We start from the raw sequence: 16,167 nt of genomic DNA on the forward strand, positions 1-16,167 counted from the left end.
CATACCTTGAGAATCGGACGTTTAAGGTGCGCTAGGTTCGTTAGCACGTTGCAAGTTTGGCGCATTCCGCTAACCTGCATTATTGGTTAGCATGGCACTGATTTTTGGAAATAAAGCCTCATTGGAAGTAAACAGGATGTAGGATTGATGGGTTGTGCGAATTAGAATTGTTTCGGAAGCGCCATACGCTGCGCCGATTCGAACGGCTGTAGGCTCACTTCCACCATATGTATCATCAAGGGTAACTGCTTTAATATCTGAGATGGGAATTTCTATTTTGGAAAGCTGCCAACGGATGATTAGTTGATTCTCGACTTGCTGTACTCTGATTCCTAACATAATAAAGCCCTCCTTATATGCCTTAGCATATGAAGTAATCTCTCTTATATTAGTTTATCATTTGTTGGTTAATATTTCCTTAATAATAGCGAATCTTGCGAATGAAGTGCACTGTGTGAATTTCATCCAAACGAATTATTTTGCTGCTGATATTTTCACTACTGTTGACATGGATGTACATTATGAGTAGATGTAAGCAGTTGTTATGTATCTGAATAAGACCTAGAATGTACGAATAATAAACTCTGGCATTTGTGAATGAGTGTGTATTTACATCGTTGAAAAAGAGGCGGGATCCGTATGCCAGACCTGAACGCGTATCATTATTTTGAAAAAAATGTTGGACCATTCCGTAATCTCTCCAGTCTGTCCGAACAGGATGCAGAAGCGGTTGCGCAGCGTATCCGGCAGGAAGGTCGGAATTTTTCCAGTCAGCGTTCAGCAGATTACATGATGATTCGAAGAGAACTTGAGCTAAAAGCGTACGAACAGTTTATCTCAAAAGGTGGGAAACCGACCAACCGTTATCCTCACTATATGACCCTGGGTGCATGCGCGTGGTTGGAATCATGGTATACCGAACCGGAATGGGTCACGATTTTATGGGAGGATCTGCCTGCTGATTCCGTAAGTTTCACCTACGGCGATTTGTTTCCAACGATGCGTTATATGGACGATAAACCTTACCGTAAACAGATATACACGAAAGATGAAATTCTGGACCTTATCCAATCCTACGGATGGCCTCAGGAATGGAATCGACAGGGTGATCTCGGACCGGAGCGTTATATCGAAGTACAGGTGTGGAGTGAGGAAATCATCAGACCATATCGTCAAAGGTATTGACAACACCACCGTATCCGAATATTCGCCCTGCCGTGTACAATGGGGAGAACGAGTCTTAAACCTAACCATAGAAGGGGATGCTTGAGATGCATGATCAGCTGCCAAAGAAACCTTCTTCTTCCTGCTGCTCTGCAAGCCGGGGCGGCAAGCTGGAGGAAAAGAGCTTGTCAGAGGAAAAGGCTACATCGATAGAGGCTGTTGGGGACAAGCCATCCATCCATACCAGTTCTATAGCCGATTTCACGATAGCTCTAACCGATAGAGTAGAGGAGAAAGAAAGTATTCGTATTGAAGGTGGACGTTTTCTGATGGGCACGAATGACCCTGAAGCTTTTGAAGCAGACGGGGAAGGTCCTGTCAGGGAGGTTCAGGTAAAATCCTTTTATCTGGATGGCTGTACGGTAACCAACGCGGAGTTTGCACAGTTTGTACGTGAGACGGGGTATCGGACTGAGTCAGAGCGGTTTGGCTGGTCTTTTGTTTTTCATCTGTTCGTATCTCCGCAAATGGCGACTCAAGTTCGAAATGTGGTACAACAGACACCATGGTGGTGGGTAGTTGAAGGTGCTGACTGGGCTCATCCCGAAGGACCCGATTCTAATGTAAACGATCGCGCTGATCACCCGGTTATTCATATCTCCTGGAATGATGCCAATGCCTATTGCCGCTGGGCGGGTAAACGTCTGCCCACAGAAGCGGAATGGGAATACGCAGCACGGGGTGGTCTGATTCAGAAGAAATATCCTTGGGGCGATACGTTAAGGCCGAATGGACAACACTATTGCAACATCTGGCAGGGAGTATTTCCAACGAAAAATAATGCAGCCGATGGTTATGCAGGCACCGCTCCATCCCAATCGTTCCCTCCGAATGCATACGGACTGTACAATATGTCAGGCAATGTGTGGGAGTGGTGCGCAGACAACTACGTAACGGATCATGAGAAGTCTACAGTCGTTAATACGGAACTATCTTCCAATGAAGAACGCAAGGTGTTAAAAGGCGGTTCCTACTTATGCCATCGTTCCTACTGCAATCGCTATAGAGTGGCGGCGAGAATCCCCAACACGCCTGATACATCTACTGGGCATATCGGTTTCAGATGCGCAGCGGATGTATAGCTTGTTGGTTTGTAAAAATTAAGACACAGGGTGCTTCACCCGAATGAGTAACCCGAACAGACCCAGTACGGCAAAGGCCAGAAACGCAGTGGTATTGGAGAACATTTCAATGGTATAGCCCGCTATCGATGAACCAAGGAACTGACCTGCACCGAGCGCGAGAAAAGCAAGGCTGATCCCGATGGACGTATTTGGATGAAATAGTCTGGTCGCCCACACAATGAATACACTGGTCAGAAAAATATAGGTACTGCCAAACATAACGGCTGAGACCAGGCTGGCGGCCATCGATGGAAGAAGGATAATGCCAAGTGAAACAGACAAGAGCAGAAGGCCTATTCGATAGGACCATCCAATCCCAATGCGTTCAATAATACGGCCCGCACACCCGCCGAGAATCCCCATAATCCCCATCACAATCCAGAACAGTACGGCTTCCGAATCGGAGGCCCCTTTTTCGTCCGTAAGGAAGTTTCGGGCAAATGTCCAATAGATCGCAGAACTAATGCCTGTCAGAAGGGAGGCCATGAGCAGAGCTACACCCGGTTTGGTTGGCTTCATGCAAGCCCAGAGCGACTTGGTACAAGGCTCCGTTTTGCGTGTGGAAAGAACACGTCTATTCCACACCACAACCACTACACCGAGAACAGCGAAGAAGATGTAAGTCAACCGCCAATATTCGGTGAACAGCCAGTAGATGGGACCGGATACGATGATGCCAAAGCTGGTACCTGTATTAATCCAGCTGTTTCCTCTGGCTTGCTGCTCAGGCGCAAGCTCAGCGTAGACAGTGTTACCCAATGCAGGGGAGGCCAAGCCTGTACTTAATCCGGCGAGAAATACGCCTATTGTGAGAACAAACGCGTTTGGAGACAAGGCAATGCCCAGTAAACCGAGTACAGCGCTAACACCCGCTATTTGAATGACATGATAGTGCCCCATACGATTAATAAGGAGAGGAGCGCTAAGCAAGGATAGGCAGTATGCAATGTAGGTTGCGGAATTGATTGCTCCGGACTGGGCATCGTCCAGTTGCAGTGCTTCCGAAATTTCCGGCATAAACAGCCCGTAGCTGAATCTCCCGAATGCATAACATACAGCAATAAGTGCAATCCCTGGGAAAATTACTTTTTTCATTAAATCCACCGCCTTTTAGATAGAACGATCATTATATTTTCTTTGAAATAAAAAAGTGAGTTGAAATACTAACTCACCCAGTGTGGGACTATTTGAAACTATTCTGCGTCATGTGAACGAGTTCCCGACACACATTATTTACATTTTCTGTCTCGGCGAGCGCGGTGGAACCCTCCAGCAGCAGGATAAATTGCAACACTGCACGGTCGCTTGCGGCAGGATCAAGATTTTTAATCAGGGTCATCACATGTTTCTTGTGCGCATTAACGGTTTGTACAATGACGTTATTTGTATCTCCGCCAAATTCCTCCTTGGCACGCAAAAACAAACATCCTCTTGACTCATGCTCCATCAACCAGCGTGCATGGCCTTCAGCCAGATTGAGGAATACGGGCTGCGCTTTATTGTCGGCGTACTGCCGAAGTTGTTCCAGATAGCGCTGTTCGCGCCGTCGTAGTACTTCTACAATGAGATCATCCTTGGATTCGAAGTGATTATATAACGTCATGATGGCAATCCCGGCATCTGTGATAATTCGCTTCAAGCCAATGGAGTGGAATCCGTGAAGGTAGAACAATTCCTCCGCCACGTTCAACAGCGTTTCCTTTTTGCTGCTCATAAGGAATAAGACCTCCTTCCAGAATAAGATAGAACGATCATTATACTTCTAAAATATAGAAAATGGCTCACATTGTCAAATGCTGTGAACCATTTCAATTTCCATTTGGTGAAGAGCTTCTACCCATTCTGCTGGGCATCCGGAATCTGTGATTACCATGGATATTTGTTCCAGAGGTGCAATCTGGGCAAAGGTGGAGCGTCCAAACTTGGTATGATCAGCGACCAAAATGGCTTCCTCCGCACGCTCCATCATTTTACGGGAGATGAGTGCCTCCTCCAGCACATAATCTGTGATCCCATCCGTTAACGAAACGCCGCCTGCTGAGATGAATGCCTTGTTGACTTTGAATCGACTCAGCAATTCATGAGTAATAGGTCCGGTAGAGGCTTGAACGACCGGAGTGACTTCTCCTCCGGCGAAAATGATTTTGCCTGCAAATTCCTCCAGTGCACAGGTGAGAATGGGAACGGAGTTGGTAATGACGGTTACCTGAGAACGATGTCGCAACTGCCGCATGATCTCCAGTGTTGTTGTGCCATTGTCCAGCATAACGGTCTCTCCATCCTCTATCAGAGCGGCGGCTGCCACGCCAATGGCCTGCTTTTCGTTCAGTTGAAGCTGCGCACGCTTTTGAAAAGGGGCTTCGGTCATTCCCGAGCGCACACGTACAGCGCCTCCGTAAACTTTGCGTAATTCGCCTTCCTTTTCAAGTCGATCCAGATCCCGCCGGATCGTTTCCGTAGATACCTGAAACAGATCCGCCAGAACCTGTACCTGAACCTTGCCCTGGGTAGCAAGCTGGATAAGAATGGTGTGTCTGCGTTCTTCATACGTTAAAGACATGGGTTGTGCCTCCTGAAGTTTCGATCAAAGTTTTATATATTTTAGAGTTGTGAGATAGTGTGGATTGTTGTTGTTTTAATAGTTTAAGTTGGAGAGAAGTCCTTGTCAATTTCGAAATGGTAATCGAGGTGCAAATAAGGTTTGGATCCTGTTCTTAATATGTATTGACAGTAATATGATGTGACGATAAGATCATATGAAACAACTTAAAACCACAACAAACAACATTATATATTTTGGTCCATAGTACATGGATCATCAGGGAGGAAAAAGGGTGAAACGTCAGCTTGCTTTTCAAGAAAATGGAACTTTTAAAATCGTACAATTTACAGATCTGCACTGGAAGGACGGGCGATCTGAAGATCTTCGGACCCGGCAATTAATGAGAACGATAATTGAAGGGGAACAGCCCGATCTGGTTATATTTACAGGCGATGTCATCTACACGGGACCGGTTGATCCTGGCAAAAAGGAATGCGAACATCCGGAGCAGGCATTCCGGGATGCTGTGTCGGTGGTGGAAGAGCGTGGTATTCCTTGGGCTTTTGTGTACGGCAATCATGATACAGAGAATCGGATTACCCCCGATGGATTAATGGATGTCATTCAGCAGCATGCACATACTGTGACGGAACGTGGGCCGCGTGAGATTGCAGGCTTGGGCAATTATACACTGGAGATTGCCGGAGCGGATGGCAGTCCGGCGGCCGTGTTGTATTTACTCGATTCGGGGAACTATTCCCAGATTGAGTCGATTCCGGGTTATGGCTGGATTCAGCCCAATCAGATCCAATGGCTGATATCTGAATCCACACGCGTCAATCCCGGCCGCAGCCGCGGGGATAAGCTCCCAGCCTTGGCGTTTTTCCATATCCCGATTCCTGAATATCAGTCCATGTGGGACACGCAGATCTGTTACGGCAGCAAGTACGAACCTGTTTGCTCTGCCCAAGTGAACTCGGGTCTGTTCTCTGCACTGCTGGAGATGGGCGATGTGATAGGGACCTTTTGCGGACATGATCATGTGAATGATTTTCAGGGGACGTACCATGGTATACGTCTCTGCTACGGGCGTTCGAGTGGACACAGTACATATGGGAGGGAAGGCATGCTGCGCGGAGGTCGGGTCATTCATTTGCAGGCGGGACAACGCAGCTTCGATACCTGGCTTCGCTTGGAGGACGGCTCTGTTGTGAGGGAACAGCCAGAACATCAACCTGAGAACACTTCGGCACAATAGAAAATATAGAAGAGCAAGGGATTAGAGAGGAACGTTTTGATTATGATTTTACCTATAGTTCTGGTGCTCGCTTCCGGGATGGCTCACGCGGTCTGGAGTATGTTCACCAAACGCAGTTTAAACAAAAGCGTGTTTTTATGGTCCATCATGATGATTCCGACCGTGATTCTCCTGCCTGTGCTTATCGTAGAGTTGGTGCGTGAACCTTTATCCATGCCAGCCTATGCACTACTCGTGTTATCGATGGCGCTGCAAGCCTTGTATTCCTGGCTGCTATCGCAGACCTACGAATTGGGCGATTTGTCGCAGATTTATCCGATTATGCGGGGAACGAGCACCTTGTTGGTGCCATTGATCGGCGTTGCTTTTCTGGGGGAAACGTTGTCTCTATTCGGATGGATGGGTATTGCCTGCATGATTGTAGGATTTACGGTGCTTAGTGGTGTGGGAAGCAGAGATGGCAAATCGGGCTCAAGGGTAACAGGATCAAAGCCGGTTCTGATGGCCTTATGTGTTGGCTTATGTACAACCAGTTATGTGTTCGTGGACAAATTGAATCTGGAGCATATTTCACCCTTGTCCTTACTTGAAGTGACGAACATTGGATTTGTTGCCGGGTTGACTCCAGCGTTGCTCGCTTCCCGCCAACTGCGTCAGGAATGGAAGAAGAACCGATCAACCATTATGTTGGGAGCGTTGCTGAATCCGGGCTCGTACCTGTTATTCCTGTTTGCATTACAGCAGGCACCGATGGCGAGATTGGGCCCGCTTCGGGAAGTGGGGACGGTATTCGCGGCCTTCCTCGGTATTTTGTTACTGAAAGAACAGCAGGGGAAGAAGCGTATTCTTTGTTCCATCGTTATTTTTGGCGGCATATTACTGATTGGCATGTGGGGTTAATGGAATTCTAGTAGGCTCAATCCCTTATTTGATCTCCTCATTCAATCCCCTCAGGGTAAATGATCTTAAGAAACATCTGTTCAGATGAGCTTAAGGTGACTCCTGAGGGGATTTGTTTATTTTATTGAGGGTACTCAAACATGATATATTGGAACAAGCAGTGTTTCGGTAAAGTGAAGTGAGCAATGGTAGCTCTACAATTAAAAAGACAAAGTAACAGGGAGAGACGTTATATGCTGCATGAGGAAAAGTTGATTCAGGCGATTACGGAGCATGGACAATTCATGCACGACCTGCTGCGGGTTCGCAGTCTTGAACTGCCTCAGTGTTACATAGGTGCGGGGTATATTCGCAATTATATCTGGGATATGCTTCATGGTTATCCTCTTCGCGAACTGCACAGCGATATTGATGTTGTTTACTATGATACGGAAGATATGCGTGAGGAGCGGGATCAGCTGCTGGAACAAAGGCTTCGTGAAGAGACAGGTAATTTGAAGTGGTCGGTGAAAAACCAGGCTAGGATGCATCTGCACAATGGAAACGAGCCATATCATTCAACAGAAGATGCTCTTCGATATTGGCCAGAAATCGTCACTGCCATAGGTGTAAGGTTAGATAATCAGGATCAGGTGGATATCTGTGCCCCGCATGGGTTGGAGGATCTGTATACGTTAATCGTACGCCAAAGTCCGTTTTTCACGGATGCAGACTATTATAATCAGCGTGTAGAGAAGAAGTGCTGGCAACAACAGTGGCCCAAGCTTACGATTATAAGATCCTGAATCTAGGGCATATAATGGAAGTGAAGGCTCGAGAAGGAGTGTTACTGGATTTATGAAAAAGTTTATACAAGAAAAAGGCCTGATTCTTGATCTTATTTTCGTTGCATGTTTGGTGTTCTTTCTGGTCTTCTGGGGCTGGAACTTCGCGGTGAAGTTTTTTGGCATGATCACTGTAGCTTTTATCGTGCTAAGACGGATTGATTATCAAAAGCATATCCTGCTAAAACGCATCCTTCTTACAGGGTTCGGGATCGCTGCGGTTTCATTTGTCATTATCGAAGCGCTTGTGTTTACTCAGCTTCGTTCGAATGATCCGGAAGAAGCGGATTATGTCATTATTTTGGGGTCGGGCATCAAGGGAACGGAATTGTCATTGACCTTGAAACAAAGGCTAGATGCCAGTCTGGACTATATTCGTAGTCATCCTGATACGCCAGTGATTGTGTCCGGCGGGCAGGGGCCGGGAGAATCGATTCCGGAAGCACTCGCCATGAAAAACTATCTGGTTGATCAGGGGATTAGCCCCTCACAGGTCATTATGGAAGATCAATCGACAAGTACCCAGGAGAATATGGCTTTTTCCAAAAAAATCATTGATGCAACCGGGCTGGAGCATCCCGAGATCATGATTGTCACAAGTGACTACCATATGTTCAGATCCAAGTATCTGGCTGCCAAGAACGGTTACGCCGCCGAATACGGCATCTCGGCTCCTTCACCGGGCTATCTGAAACCGATTAATATGATCCGTGAGTATTTTGCAGCGGTTAAAGCGTTTATCTAGACGATGTTTGCTTCTCCAATAGGAACACGAAAGGCAACCTATGCTCTCCTGAAAGAGTAAGGTTGTCTTTTTGTTATCGTTAAAGTGATTCAAGGATAACCCGCCAAAGCATGATATAATATACGTCATTAATAGAAGAAAGATGTAGGAGTGAATGATCATTACAGCATATAGGTTACCTGCTCTTTATGAGCAAAAGAAAATTTCAGCGCATGACATGGAAGAGATTGTACGTCTGTTGGCACAAGCACCATTATTATATGATGACGGACTGAGCATCCAGGTTCAGGACTTCATGGAAGGATTGGAAATCGAGCTTGAGCATGAGGTACGGCTCGCAGTAATCGAGTTGTATGAACTGGCTGTGCAAGCATGCCGCCCTTTCTCTGATCCATTTGCCTATGAGCAACTTCAGGATGCACTCGGACTACAGGCCGAGCTATGGCAGGAAGAAGTACTGACGCTTGCCGAATGGATGGAATGGTTGGAGCAGATCGGAAAAGGACAAAGAAAACTGCCAGAATACAATTTTACAGCTATGCTGGGAAATCTGCCCGAAGGGTTCATGATTCATGATTTCCATGACGAGCTTCGGTATCAGTTGGAGCAAAACCCAACAAACACATGGGCGATCGAAGAACGCAATCGCTTATACGCAGCATTGGGCGCAAATTAAAATCAAACAAAACGGTCGCAGACGGTGTTAATCCATATATAGCGTACTTGCTTTACCCAGTATGGGGAAATGAGGGGATACCGTGAAAAAGGTTGTGTTGGCGGGTGGAACAGGGTTTGTTGGACAGGATTTTGCCCAAAGATTCATGAAGCTTGGTTATGAGGTGCTCATTATCTCACGTCAGCCCGGTCATATTGCCTGGGAGAACCAGGCTGAAATCAATCAGGCACTTGAAGGTGCAGAATTGCTGATTAACCTGGCCGGAAAATCCGTAAACTGCCGTTACACGGACGAGAACCGCAAAATCATTCTGGAATCCAGAACCCGGACAACCCGCATTTTGGGCGAGTCTGTTCTGGCCTGTAGCAACCCTCCCGAACTATGGATTAATTCGAGCACGGCCACAATATATAGACATGCAGAAGATCGACCCATGACGGAGAAGGAGGGCGAGATTGGCTCCGGATTCTCGGTGGATGTCGCCAAGGCGTGGGAAAAGGCTTTTTTTGAATTCAGTCTGCCGTCTACGCGTCAGATCGCATTACGGATTGCCATTGTACTGGGAGAAGGCGGCGTCATGGAGCCACTGACCAATCTGGTCCGTTTTGGCCTGGGTGGATCACAAGGACCGGGAACCCAGCAGTTTAGCTGGATTCATATAGAGGATTTGTTCCGCATGGTGCTCTATGTTCAGCAGCGTCCGCAACTGGAAGGCGTATTTAATGCTTCTTCTCCGCATCCTGTCACGAACCGCCAGCTTATGGAGAGTCTGAGGCGGCAAATGGGAGTTCGGATTGGACTTCCTTCGCCTCGCTGGATGCTTGAACTGGGAGCGCGATTCATTCGGACCGAAACAGAACTGGTTCTCAAAAGCCGCTGGGTGATCCCCGAGAGGCTTGAACGGGAAGGATTTACGTTCAAATACGATACGCTTGATCTTGCTCTGGCCGAGATTTTGAAGCAGGGGAAATAGTGTGCTTATCCATAGAGGTGTGCTTTCGGTCTGAGTGAGGGTACAAGAATAAGCGCTAACGAACCCTCAACGTCTTAAAAGGCGAATGATTAAGAAATGCCAAGTGTAACGAACCTCAGTAACGTTATTCCGGTACAAAACGGGCTAAGAACCTAAAAATGGATCAAATTAGCGAAATAGCGTCTCTACGATTCGTTAAACCTCAGACCTTTACAAAATAGGGCGAATAGCGTGTGCTAGATTCATTAAACCAAAATAACCTTAAAAAGGGATGTCCCCCGTCATGCTCATGACTGATGGGACAGCCCCTTCTGCCGTATGATTCCTTTTCAAAAAGGAATAAAAAATTGATCGGAAGGTGGTTCTGTCAGCGGAGTGTCAGTCTAAATATTCATTAGTTGAACTTATATCGATCAGTCAGAAGATAGAAAGAGGTAGGTCATATGCAACTTAGAAGAGTGAGGATTGTTGGAACAGGCAAGTATTTACCTGAACAGGAAGTCACGGATGAGGAACTGGATCGCCGTTTGAACGTGCCTGCGGGCTGGGTCAGCAAGGCAACAGGAGTAGGTGTGCGCCATTACGCTTCCGGTGCAGAGACCTCTTCATACATGGGAGCAAGGGCTGCCGAAGCCGCACTTGTGGATGCAGGATTGACGTTTGCAGATATAGACTGTCTGGTGTGCACGAGCGGGACAAAGGAACAACCTTTACCCAGTACAGCGGTATTCATTCAGCAGGCGATGGGGGAGCAGGATTCAGGTGTACCGGCTTTTGACATGGATGCGACCTGCTTAAGTTTCCTGAACGGATTGGATGTTATCTCCTACATGGTGGATGCCGGTCGTTATAAAAGGGTGCTGCTTGTAGCTACGGAGATCGCTTCGAAGGGATTAAATTGGTCGAACAAGGAAAGTGCTGCTCTGTTCGGTGATGGAGCCGCTGCTGTCATAATTGAACGCTCCGCTGAAGGAGAGTCTTCACGGATCGTACATGCCTCGCTGAAAACGTATAGCCGCGGCGCGCGGTTTTCGGAAATCGCAGGTGGAGGTACTCGTCTGCATGCCTCGAATTATATGGCAGATCAACCGGAGCCGTATCTTTTTCATATGGATGGACAGGCCATCTTTCGTATGGCTTCCAGATTACTTCCAGCATTTATTGACGATATGTTGCAAGCGACCGGTAATCAGATGAAGGATTTTCAATTGGTGATTCCACATCAGGGAAGTGCGATGGCGATGCGGCTGATCCGCAAAAAGCTGGGGATAACAGAGGATCGTTTTATGGACATTACACGAAATCACGGTAATACCATTGCCGCTTCCATTCCGATGGGATTGCATGAAGCGATCAAGCAGCAGCGCATTAAGCGGGGAGATCGGGTGTTAATGATCGGTACAGCTGCTGGATTGTCACTGGGAGGACTCATTTTTGACTACTAGATCCACGAAGAATGAACATCAAGCATCAGTATCCTTAAATGTGCTGCTCACGGGCGGCCGGGCCCCGGTAACACTCGATCTGGCGCGTATGCTTCAGCAGGCTGGGCATCGGGTTTACGTCGCGGAGAGCGCGGTGCGTCATTTGTGCAGATTGTCCAGTGCAGTGGAGCGGTGCTTTACGGTCCCATCTCCACGTCATGAAACAGAGAATTACTTGTTAGAGATGGAGCGTCTGGTTCAAGCCTGGCAGATCGACTTGTTGATTCCGATGTGTGAGGAAGTTTTTTATATAGCCCAAGGAACAGAACGTCTGGGCGACCACTGCCGTGTACTCGTTTCGTCTATAGAGCAGCTGCATGAATTACATCATAAATATGATTTTATCCAGCTTGCAGAGTCGCTTGGTCTTTCGGTTCCGGATACCCGCCTGATCAACAGTCGGCAGGAATGGTTGGAAGCACAGCCTGTTCTGGAAATGGAGGGAGAGTGGGTATGGAAGCCCGTATACTCCCGCTTTGCTGCCAGAGTTCGTATGCCGATATCCTCCACAGCAGACTTTGATGGAGGAGCATCAGATAAGAAGAAATATACGGGTAATATGAAGCAGTACCGTTTACAAAACGGTCCTCCTGGTGACGCGGAAATATCCTCGGCTTCCCCTTGGGTTGCACAGGCCTACGTTGCCGGGCAAATGTTGTGTACATACAGCGTAGCATACGAAGGTAAAATCGTTGCACATACGACCTACGACAGTCGCTACCGAACGGGCAGCGTGGGGGCGAGTGTTTTTTTTGAACATGTGGAGCATGAAGGAGTTTACGAGTGGGTATGGAAATTTGTGCACGCGACTGGGTTTAGCGGGCAGATTGGTTTTGATTTTATCGAAACAGAGGACGGGCAATTATATGCCATTGAGTGTAATCCGAGGGCGACGAGTGGCATCCATTTGTTTCACCCTGGCGATGGCTTGGTCCGTGCTTTAATTGCACCTGACGAAGACGAGTTGGGGAAAGAAACAAAAGTAGTTACCCCCAAGCAGGGCAGTAAGGCGATGTTAACACTCCCGATGCTGGGGAGTGGATTGCAGCAGCTCTGGGGGAAGGGTTCCCTGGGAGCATGGATAACAGCCTGGCGAGGAACGAGGGATGTGGTGAACCAGAGACACGATGTGAAACCTTGGTTTGAGCAATTTGCAGTTGTACTATCCGCCTGGCGTCTGGCAAGGAAACATAAGCTTTCGCTGACTGAAGCTTTGACTCACGACATAGAATGGAACGGTGAACAACGATGAATAGAGCATTGGTTACAGGCGCAACCGGATGTCTGGGCAGACATCTGGCGATATTGCTTGCTGAGCAAGGCTGGGAAGTTACGGGTATGGGACGCCAGCAAAAGCATGGTGCACAGCTTGAGGCGGCAGGCGTCCGATTTTACAACGGAGATATACGGGATCAGGCAGCTGTGAGTGAAGCCTGTTCGGGTCAAGATGTTGTGTTTCACTGTGCGGCATTATCGTCGCCATGGGGCAAATATCGGGATTTTTTCAGCAGCAATGTGGAGGGGACACAGCATTTGGTGGATCGTTGTATGAAAGGTGGCGTACAGCGATTCGTCCATGTTTCCACGCCGAGCCTATATTTTAATTATAGTCCCCGATATAACATACATGAGAATGACCCCTTGCCAACCAAATCAGCTAATCATTACGCAGCCACCAAACGGCTTGCCGAGCAAGTGGTTTTGCAGGCTCATGCCAATGGACTTCCAACGATCATGATTCGTCCCAGAGCCATATTCGGCCCATATGATCAGACCCTTTTTCCAAGAATCGTTGCAGCAAATGCCAAATCGGGTGTACCTATCATCGCAGGCGGACAGGCACTCATTGACCTGACTTGTGTGGATAACGTGGTGGATGCGCTTTTGTTATGCAAGGATGCCAAGACAGAAGCGCTGGGTCGTGCCTACAATATTTCCAATGGAGATCCGAGACCGTTCCAGGATTTGGTGAGCACATTGTTTGGAATGCTGGAAATGCCTTTACGCCGTCGAAATATTCCATACAGAGCAGCATACGGAGCAGCCGCATTGCTGGAATATGTACACCGCTGGTTCCCTGCCCTGGGCGAACCTCAATTAACACGATATACGGTGGGTTCGTTGTCTATCCCACAGACGCTGGATATTACGGATGCCCGTGAGAAGCTGGGGTATGTGCCTCGGGTGACCATTGATGAGGGGTTACAACAATTTGCAGACTGGTGGAGGGCTGAATCATGCTGACAACAACATCGGTTAAACTTCATTTGGGCGCAGCAGGTTACTGCACACATCCGGAGTTTCTGACGCTGCGTGGTGGAAGTTTACGTCCCGTGGCTTTTCCGGCAGGCTTTGCCTGCATCATTCATCCTGTATATGGTCCAATTCTGCTGGATACGGGGTATAGCTCCCGTTTCTTCAAGGAAACCGCTCACTTGCCAAACGCACTGTACCGTCATATTACACCTGTGGTATATCGTGAAGAAGACAGCGCAGTACATTTTCTGGCTCATTTAGGGCTGAAAGCATCGGATATTCGCTATATCATCCTCTCGCACTTTCATGGTGATCATATTGCAGGTGTGCAGGATTTCCCACAGGCGAAGCTGATCTATCTGCCAAGAGCCTACGATGCGGTGCGTTCACTTGGACCCATTGCGGCTGTAAAGGCAGGCTTTCTGTCCGGACTGCTGCCGAAGGACTTTGATGACCGATCATTGCCTGTTACGAAGCAGCCGGAGCGATGGATAAAAGCGGGGGAGCATTTTCCTTTTTCTGAGGTATACGATATTTTCGGTGACGGCAGTCTGCTGGGTGTTGACGTATCGGGTCATGCGGAGGGCATGATGGGGATTTTGCTCCGTACAGAGGCACATGACTATTTTCTGTGTGCGGACGCGGTGTGGTCGAGTCGTGCTTTTCAGGAACAACGCAGACCTCACCCACTCGCTGGAATTATTATGTCGGATCGTTTGGCGTATCGAAGGAATTTTGACAAACTGGTTCAGTTGCATCAGCAGTTTTCCGAGATTCGGATTGTGCCCAGTCATTGCCGTGAGGCGCTGAATTCTTGGGGCACAGGGGCCGAGGATGTATGAGTAATACACTGCGTATTGTCTATCATTATGCACTCGCACGGGGATTGAGAAACTGGAAAACGCGGACGCAGCTTGAACGCTGGCAGGAACGCCAGATCATTCGGCAAGTGGAGCGGGTTCGTGAAAAGTCACTTTTTTACCGGGAGTGGTGGGGTGATGTTGATGCATCCAACTGGAGAAGCTTTCTGCTGATTGACAAAACAATCATGATGCAGCATTTCGATCGGCTCAACACGGTGGGCATTTCCAAGGACGAAGCGATGGCTCTCGCCGGGGAAAGCGAGGAAACGCGTGATTTTAAGCCATCCGTTCAGGGCGTGACAGTGGGCTTGTCCTCGGGTACATCAGGCAACCGGGGGCTCTTCCTGGTGAGTGATCGGGAGCAGGATGCGTGGACAGGGACAGTGCTGGCCAAGCTCCTGCCTGGCGGACTGTGGAAGCCTGCCAAGATCGCCTTTTTCCTGCGGGCCAACAGTAATCTGTATGAATCGGTGCAGCGGGGCAAGCTGCAATTTCAATATTTTGATCTGCTGGAGCGTGTCGATACCTTGGTTGAACGTCTGGAAATATACCGACCTACCGTATGGGTAGCCCCACCTTCCATGCTAAGAATGCTGGCTGACGCTTATACATCAGGCACATTGACCGCTGTACCGGACAAAATCATTTCGGTTGCCGAAGTACTGGACCCGCTGGATCGCAAGGTACTGGAGCATGTCTTTGGACAGATTGTTCATCAGGTCTATCAGTGCACAGAAGGGTTCCTGGGCGCGACCTGTCGCTTTGGCACGCTGCATTTGAATGAAGACATCGTTCATATTGAAAAAGAGTTCATTGATCCTGCGACTCGGAGGTTCGTGCCTATCATCACGGACTTCTCCAGAACCTCACAGCCGATTATTCGGTATCGGCTGAACGACATTCTGACCGAGGCAGCGGTTCCTTGTTCCTGTGGTTCTCTGTTCACTGCTATTGAGCGGATCGAGGGCCGTTGTGATGACACGCTTTATTTTCCACATCGACAAACGGGTGAAGCCGTACCTGTATTTCCGGATTTTGTGACGCGTGCGGTGATTGCAGCCTCTCCGAATATCGAACATTATCGCGTCGTACAGCGTGGTAACGGGACGCTGGAGATATCGCTTCGGCTCGGAGGAGGAGAAGGGGTGCAGCAGGTGGAGGCCGAAGTACAGCGTGAACTAATGAAGCTGGGTGCGAGGCTGGAATGTAGTGTACCCGACATCCAATTCGTTCCCTATACGTTTGAACCGGGAATTACAAAGCTGCGCAGAGTGGAGAGACAGCTTGAATGAAATGTT

At 48.3% G+C, this 16,167-nt stretch carries 17 protein-coding genes; 13 read left to right on the forward strand and 4 right to left on the reverse strand.

Features of this window, described 5'->3' with window-relative positions; genetic code table 11:
- Positions 1–69: 69 nt before the first annotated feature.
- Entirely contained in the window at positions 70–339 is a 270-nt protein-coding gene (locus P364_RS0100730) for a SunI/YnzG family protein (RefSeq protein ID WP_024628257.1), read from the reverse strand.
- Between the two features lie 300 nt (positions 340–639).
- Here P364_RS0100730 and P364_RS0100735 point away from each other — a divergent pair, with 300 nt between their 5' ends.
- Together P364_RS0100735 and P364_RS0100740 are read left to right on the forward strand one after the other, a co-directional pair.
- Positions 640–1,185 carry a hypothetical protein gene (locus P364_RS0100735; protein ID WP_024628258.1) on the forward strand — a complete coding sequence of 182 codons (546 nt, stop codon included), beginning with the start codon at positions 640–642 and terminating at the stop codon, positions 1,183–1,185.
- Between the two features lie 86 nt (positions 1,186–1,271).
- Positions 1,272–2,306 carry a formylglycine-generating enzyme family protein gene (locus P364_RS0100740; RefSeq protein WP_024628259.1) on the forward strand — a complete coding sequence of 345 codons (1,035 nt, stop codon included), beginning with the start codon at positions 1,272–1,274 and terminating at the stop codon, positions 2,304–2,306.
- Positions 2,307–2,324: 18 nt separating this feature from the next.
- Here the strand turns inward: P364_RS0100740 and P364_RS0100745 are convergent, their stop codons facing one another.
- The 3 genes from P364_RS0100745 to P364_RS0100755 all read right to left on the reverse strand — a co-directional run bounded on the left by P364_RS0100745 (position 2,325) and on the right by P364_RS0100755 (position 4,908).
- Entirely contained in the window at positions 2,325–3,443 is a 1,119-nt protein-coding gene (locus tag P364_RS0100745) for an MFS transporter (RefSeq protein ID WP_024628260.1), read from the reverse strand.
- 88 nt (positions 3,444–3,531) lie between these two features.
- Complete coding sequence (locus P364_RS0100750) at positions 3,532–4,062, reverse strand: TetR/AcrR family transcriptional regulator (RefSeq protein WP_024628261.1); 531 nt, start codon at positions 4,060–4,062, stop codon at positions 3,532–3,534.
- A gap of 75 nt (positions 4,063–4,137) precedes the next feature.
- Positions 4,138–4,908 carry a DeoR/GlpR family DNA-binding transcription regulator gene (locus tag P364_RS0100755; protein WP_024628262.1) on the reverse strand — a complete coding sequence of 257 codons (771 nt, stop codon included), beginning with the start codon at positions 4,906–4,908 and terminating at the stop codon, positions 4,138–4,140.
- 274 nt (positions 4,909–5,182) lie between these two features.
- Here P364_RS0100755 and P364_RS0100760 point away from each other — a divergent pair, with 274 nt between their 5' ends.
- The 11 genes from P364_RS0100760 to P364_RS0100810 all read left to right on the forward strand — a co-directional run bounded on the left by P364_RS0100760 (position 5,183) and on the right by P364_RS0100810 (position 16,161).
- Positions 5,183–6,148, forward strand: coding sequence for a metallophosphoesterase family protein (locus P364_RS0100760; RefSeq protein WP_024628263.1), 966 nt, complete (start codon positions 5,183–5,185; stop codon positions 6,146–6,148).
- Between the two features lie 42 nt (positions 6,149–6,190).
- Positions 6,191–7,048 (forward strand): DMT family transporter, encoded by an 858-nt coding sequence (locus P364_RS0100765; RefSeq protein WP_236642155.1) that lies wholly within the window; start codon positions 6,191–6,193, stop codon positions 7,046–7,048.
- Between the two features lie 233 nt (positions 7,049–7,281).
- Complete coding sequence (locus P364_RS0100770) at positions 7,282–7,833, forward strand: nucleotidyltransferase family protein (RefSeq protein WP_328285942.1); 552 nt, start codon at positions 7,282–7,284, stop codon at positions 7,831–7,833.
- A gap of 52 nt (positions 7,834–7,885) precedes the next feature.
- Entirely contained in the window at positions 7,886–8,617 is a 732-nt protein-coding gene (locus P364_RS0100775; protein ID WP_024628266.1) for a YdcF family protein, read from the forward strand.
- A 154-nt stretch (positions 8,618–8,771) separates the two neighbouring features.
- A complete protein-coding gene (locus tag P364_RS0100780; protein WP_024628267.1) occupies positions 8,772–9,293 on the forward strand; it encodes a hypothetical protein in 522 nt (173 codons plus the stop codon).
- An 82-nt stretch (positions 9,294–9,375) separates the two neighbouring features.
- Positions 9,376–10,266 (forward strand): TIGR01777 family oxidoreductase, encoded by an 891-nt coding sequence (locus tag P364_RS0100785; protein ID WP_024628268.1) that lies wholly within the window; start codon positions 9,376–9,378, stop codon positions 10,264–10,266.
- A 443-nt stretch (positions 10,267–10,709) separates the two neighbouring features.
- Entirely contained in the window at positions 10,710–11,711 is a 1,002-nt protein-coding gene (locus tag P364_RS0100790; protein ID WP_024628269.1) for a beta-ketoacyl-ACP synthase III, read from the forward strand.
- A complete protein-coding gene (locus P364_RS0100795) occupies positions 11,701–13,002 on the forward strand; it encodes an ATP-grasp domain-containing protein (RefSeq protein WP_024628270.1) in 1,302 nt (433 codons plus the stop codon). Before P364_RS0100790 ends, P364_RS0100795 begins: the two co-directional genes overlap by 11 nt.
- Entirely contained in the window at positions 12,999–13,994 is a 996-nt protein-coding gene (locus P364_RS0100800) for an NAD-dependent epimerase/dehydratase family protein (protein ID WP_024628271.1), read from the forward strand. Before P364_RS0100795 ends, P364_RS0100800 begins: the two co-directional genes overlap by 4 nt.
- Complete coding sequence (locus P364_RS0100805; RefSeq protein WP_024628272.1) at positions 13,988–14,848, forward strand: MBL fold metallo-hydrolase; 861 nt, start codon at positions 13,988–13,990, stop codon at positions 14,846–14,848. Before P364_RS0100800 ends, P364_RS0100805 begins: the two co-directional genes overlap by 7 nt.
- A complete protein-coding gene (locus P364_RS0100810) occupies positions 14,845–16,161 on the forward strand; it encodes a F390 synthetase-related protein (RefSeq protein ID WP_024628273.1) in 1,317 nt (438 codons plus the stop codon). Before P364_RS0100805 ends, P364_RS0100810 begins: the two co-directional genes overlap by 4 nt.
- Positions 16,162–16,167: the final 6 nt, after the last annotated feature.

Origin of the sequence: Paenibacillus sp. MAEPY2, from assembly GCF_000499205.1 — a bacterium.
GTDB classification, from domain to species: Bacteria; Bacillota; Bacilli; order Paenibacillales; family Paenibacillaceae; genus Paenibacillus; species Paenibacillus vandeheii.

Excerpts from the sequence above, each read along its gene's own strand:
- P364_RS0100735 (WP_024628258.1), top strand. The coding sequence starts at position 640 with ATGCCAGACCTGAACGCGTATCATTATTTTGAAAAAAATGTTGGACCA.
- P364_RS0100780 (WP_024628267.1), top strand. The coding sequence starts at position 8,772 with ATGATCATTACAGCATATAGGTTACCTGCTCTTTATGAGCAAAAGAAA.
- P364_RS0100740 (WP_024628259.1), top strand. The coding sequence starts at position 1,272 with ATGCATGATCAGCTGCCAAAGAAACCTTCTTCTTCCTGCTGCTCTGCA.
- P364_RS0100805 (WP_024628272.1), top strand. The coding sequence starts at position 13,988 with ATGCTGACAACAACATCGGTTAAACTTCATTTGGGCGCAGCAGGTTAC.
- P364_RS0100810 (WP_024628273.1), top strand. The coding sequence starts at position 14,845 with ATGAGTAATACACTGCGTATTGTCTATCATTATGCACTCGCACGGGGA.
- P364_RS0100765 (WP_236642155.1), top strand. The coding sequence starts at position 6,191 with ATGATTTTACCTATAGTTCTGGTGCTCGCTTCCGGGATGGCTCACGCG.
- P364_RS0100770 (WP_328285942.1), top strand. The coding sequence starts at position 7,282 with ATGCTGCATGAGGAAAAGTTGATTCAGGCGATTACGGAGCATGGACAA.
- P364_RS0100745 (WP_024628260.1), bottom strand. The coding sequence starts at position 3,443 with ATGAAAAAAGTAATTTTCCCAGGGATTGCACTTATTGCTGTATGTTAT.
- P364_RS0100750 (WP_024628261.1), bottom strand. The coding sequence starts at position 4,062 with ATGAGCAGCAAAAAGGAAACGCTGTTGAACGTGGCGGAGGAATTGTTC.
- P364_RS0100755 (WP_024628262.1), bottom strand. The coding sequence starts at position 4,908 with ATGTCTTTAACGTATGAAGAACGCAGACACACCATTCTTATCCAGCTT.
- P364_RS0100800 (WP_024628271.1), top strand. The coding sequence starts at position 12,999 with ATGAATAGAGCATTGGTTACAGGCGCAACCGGATGTCTGGGCAGACAT.
- P364_RS0100790 (WP_024628269.1), top strand. The coding sequence starts at position 10,710 with ATGCAACTTAGAAGAGTGAGGATTGTTGGAACAGGCAAGTATTTACCT.
- P364_RS0100775 (WP_024628266.1), top strand. The coding sequence starts at position 7,886 with ATGAAAAAGTTTATACAAGAAAAAGGCCTGATTCTTGATCTTATTTTC.
- P364_RS0100730 (WP_024628257.1), bottom strand. The coding sequence starts at position 339 with ATGTTAGGAATCAGAGTACAGCAAGTCGAGAATCAACTAATCATCCGT.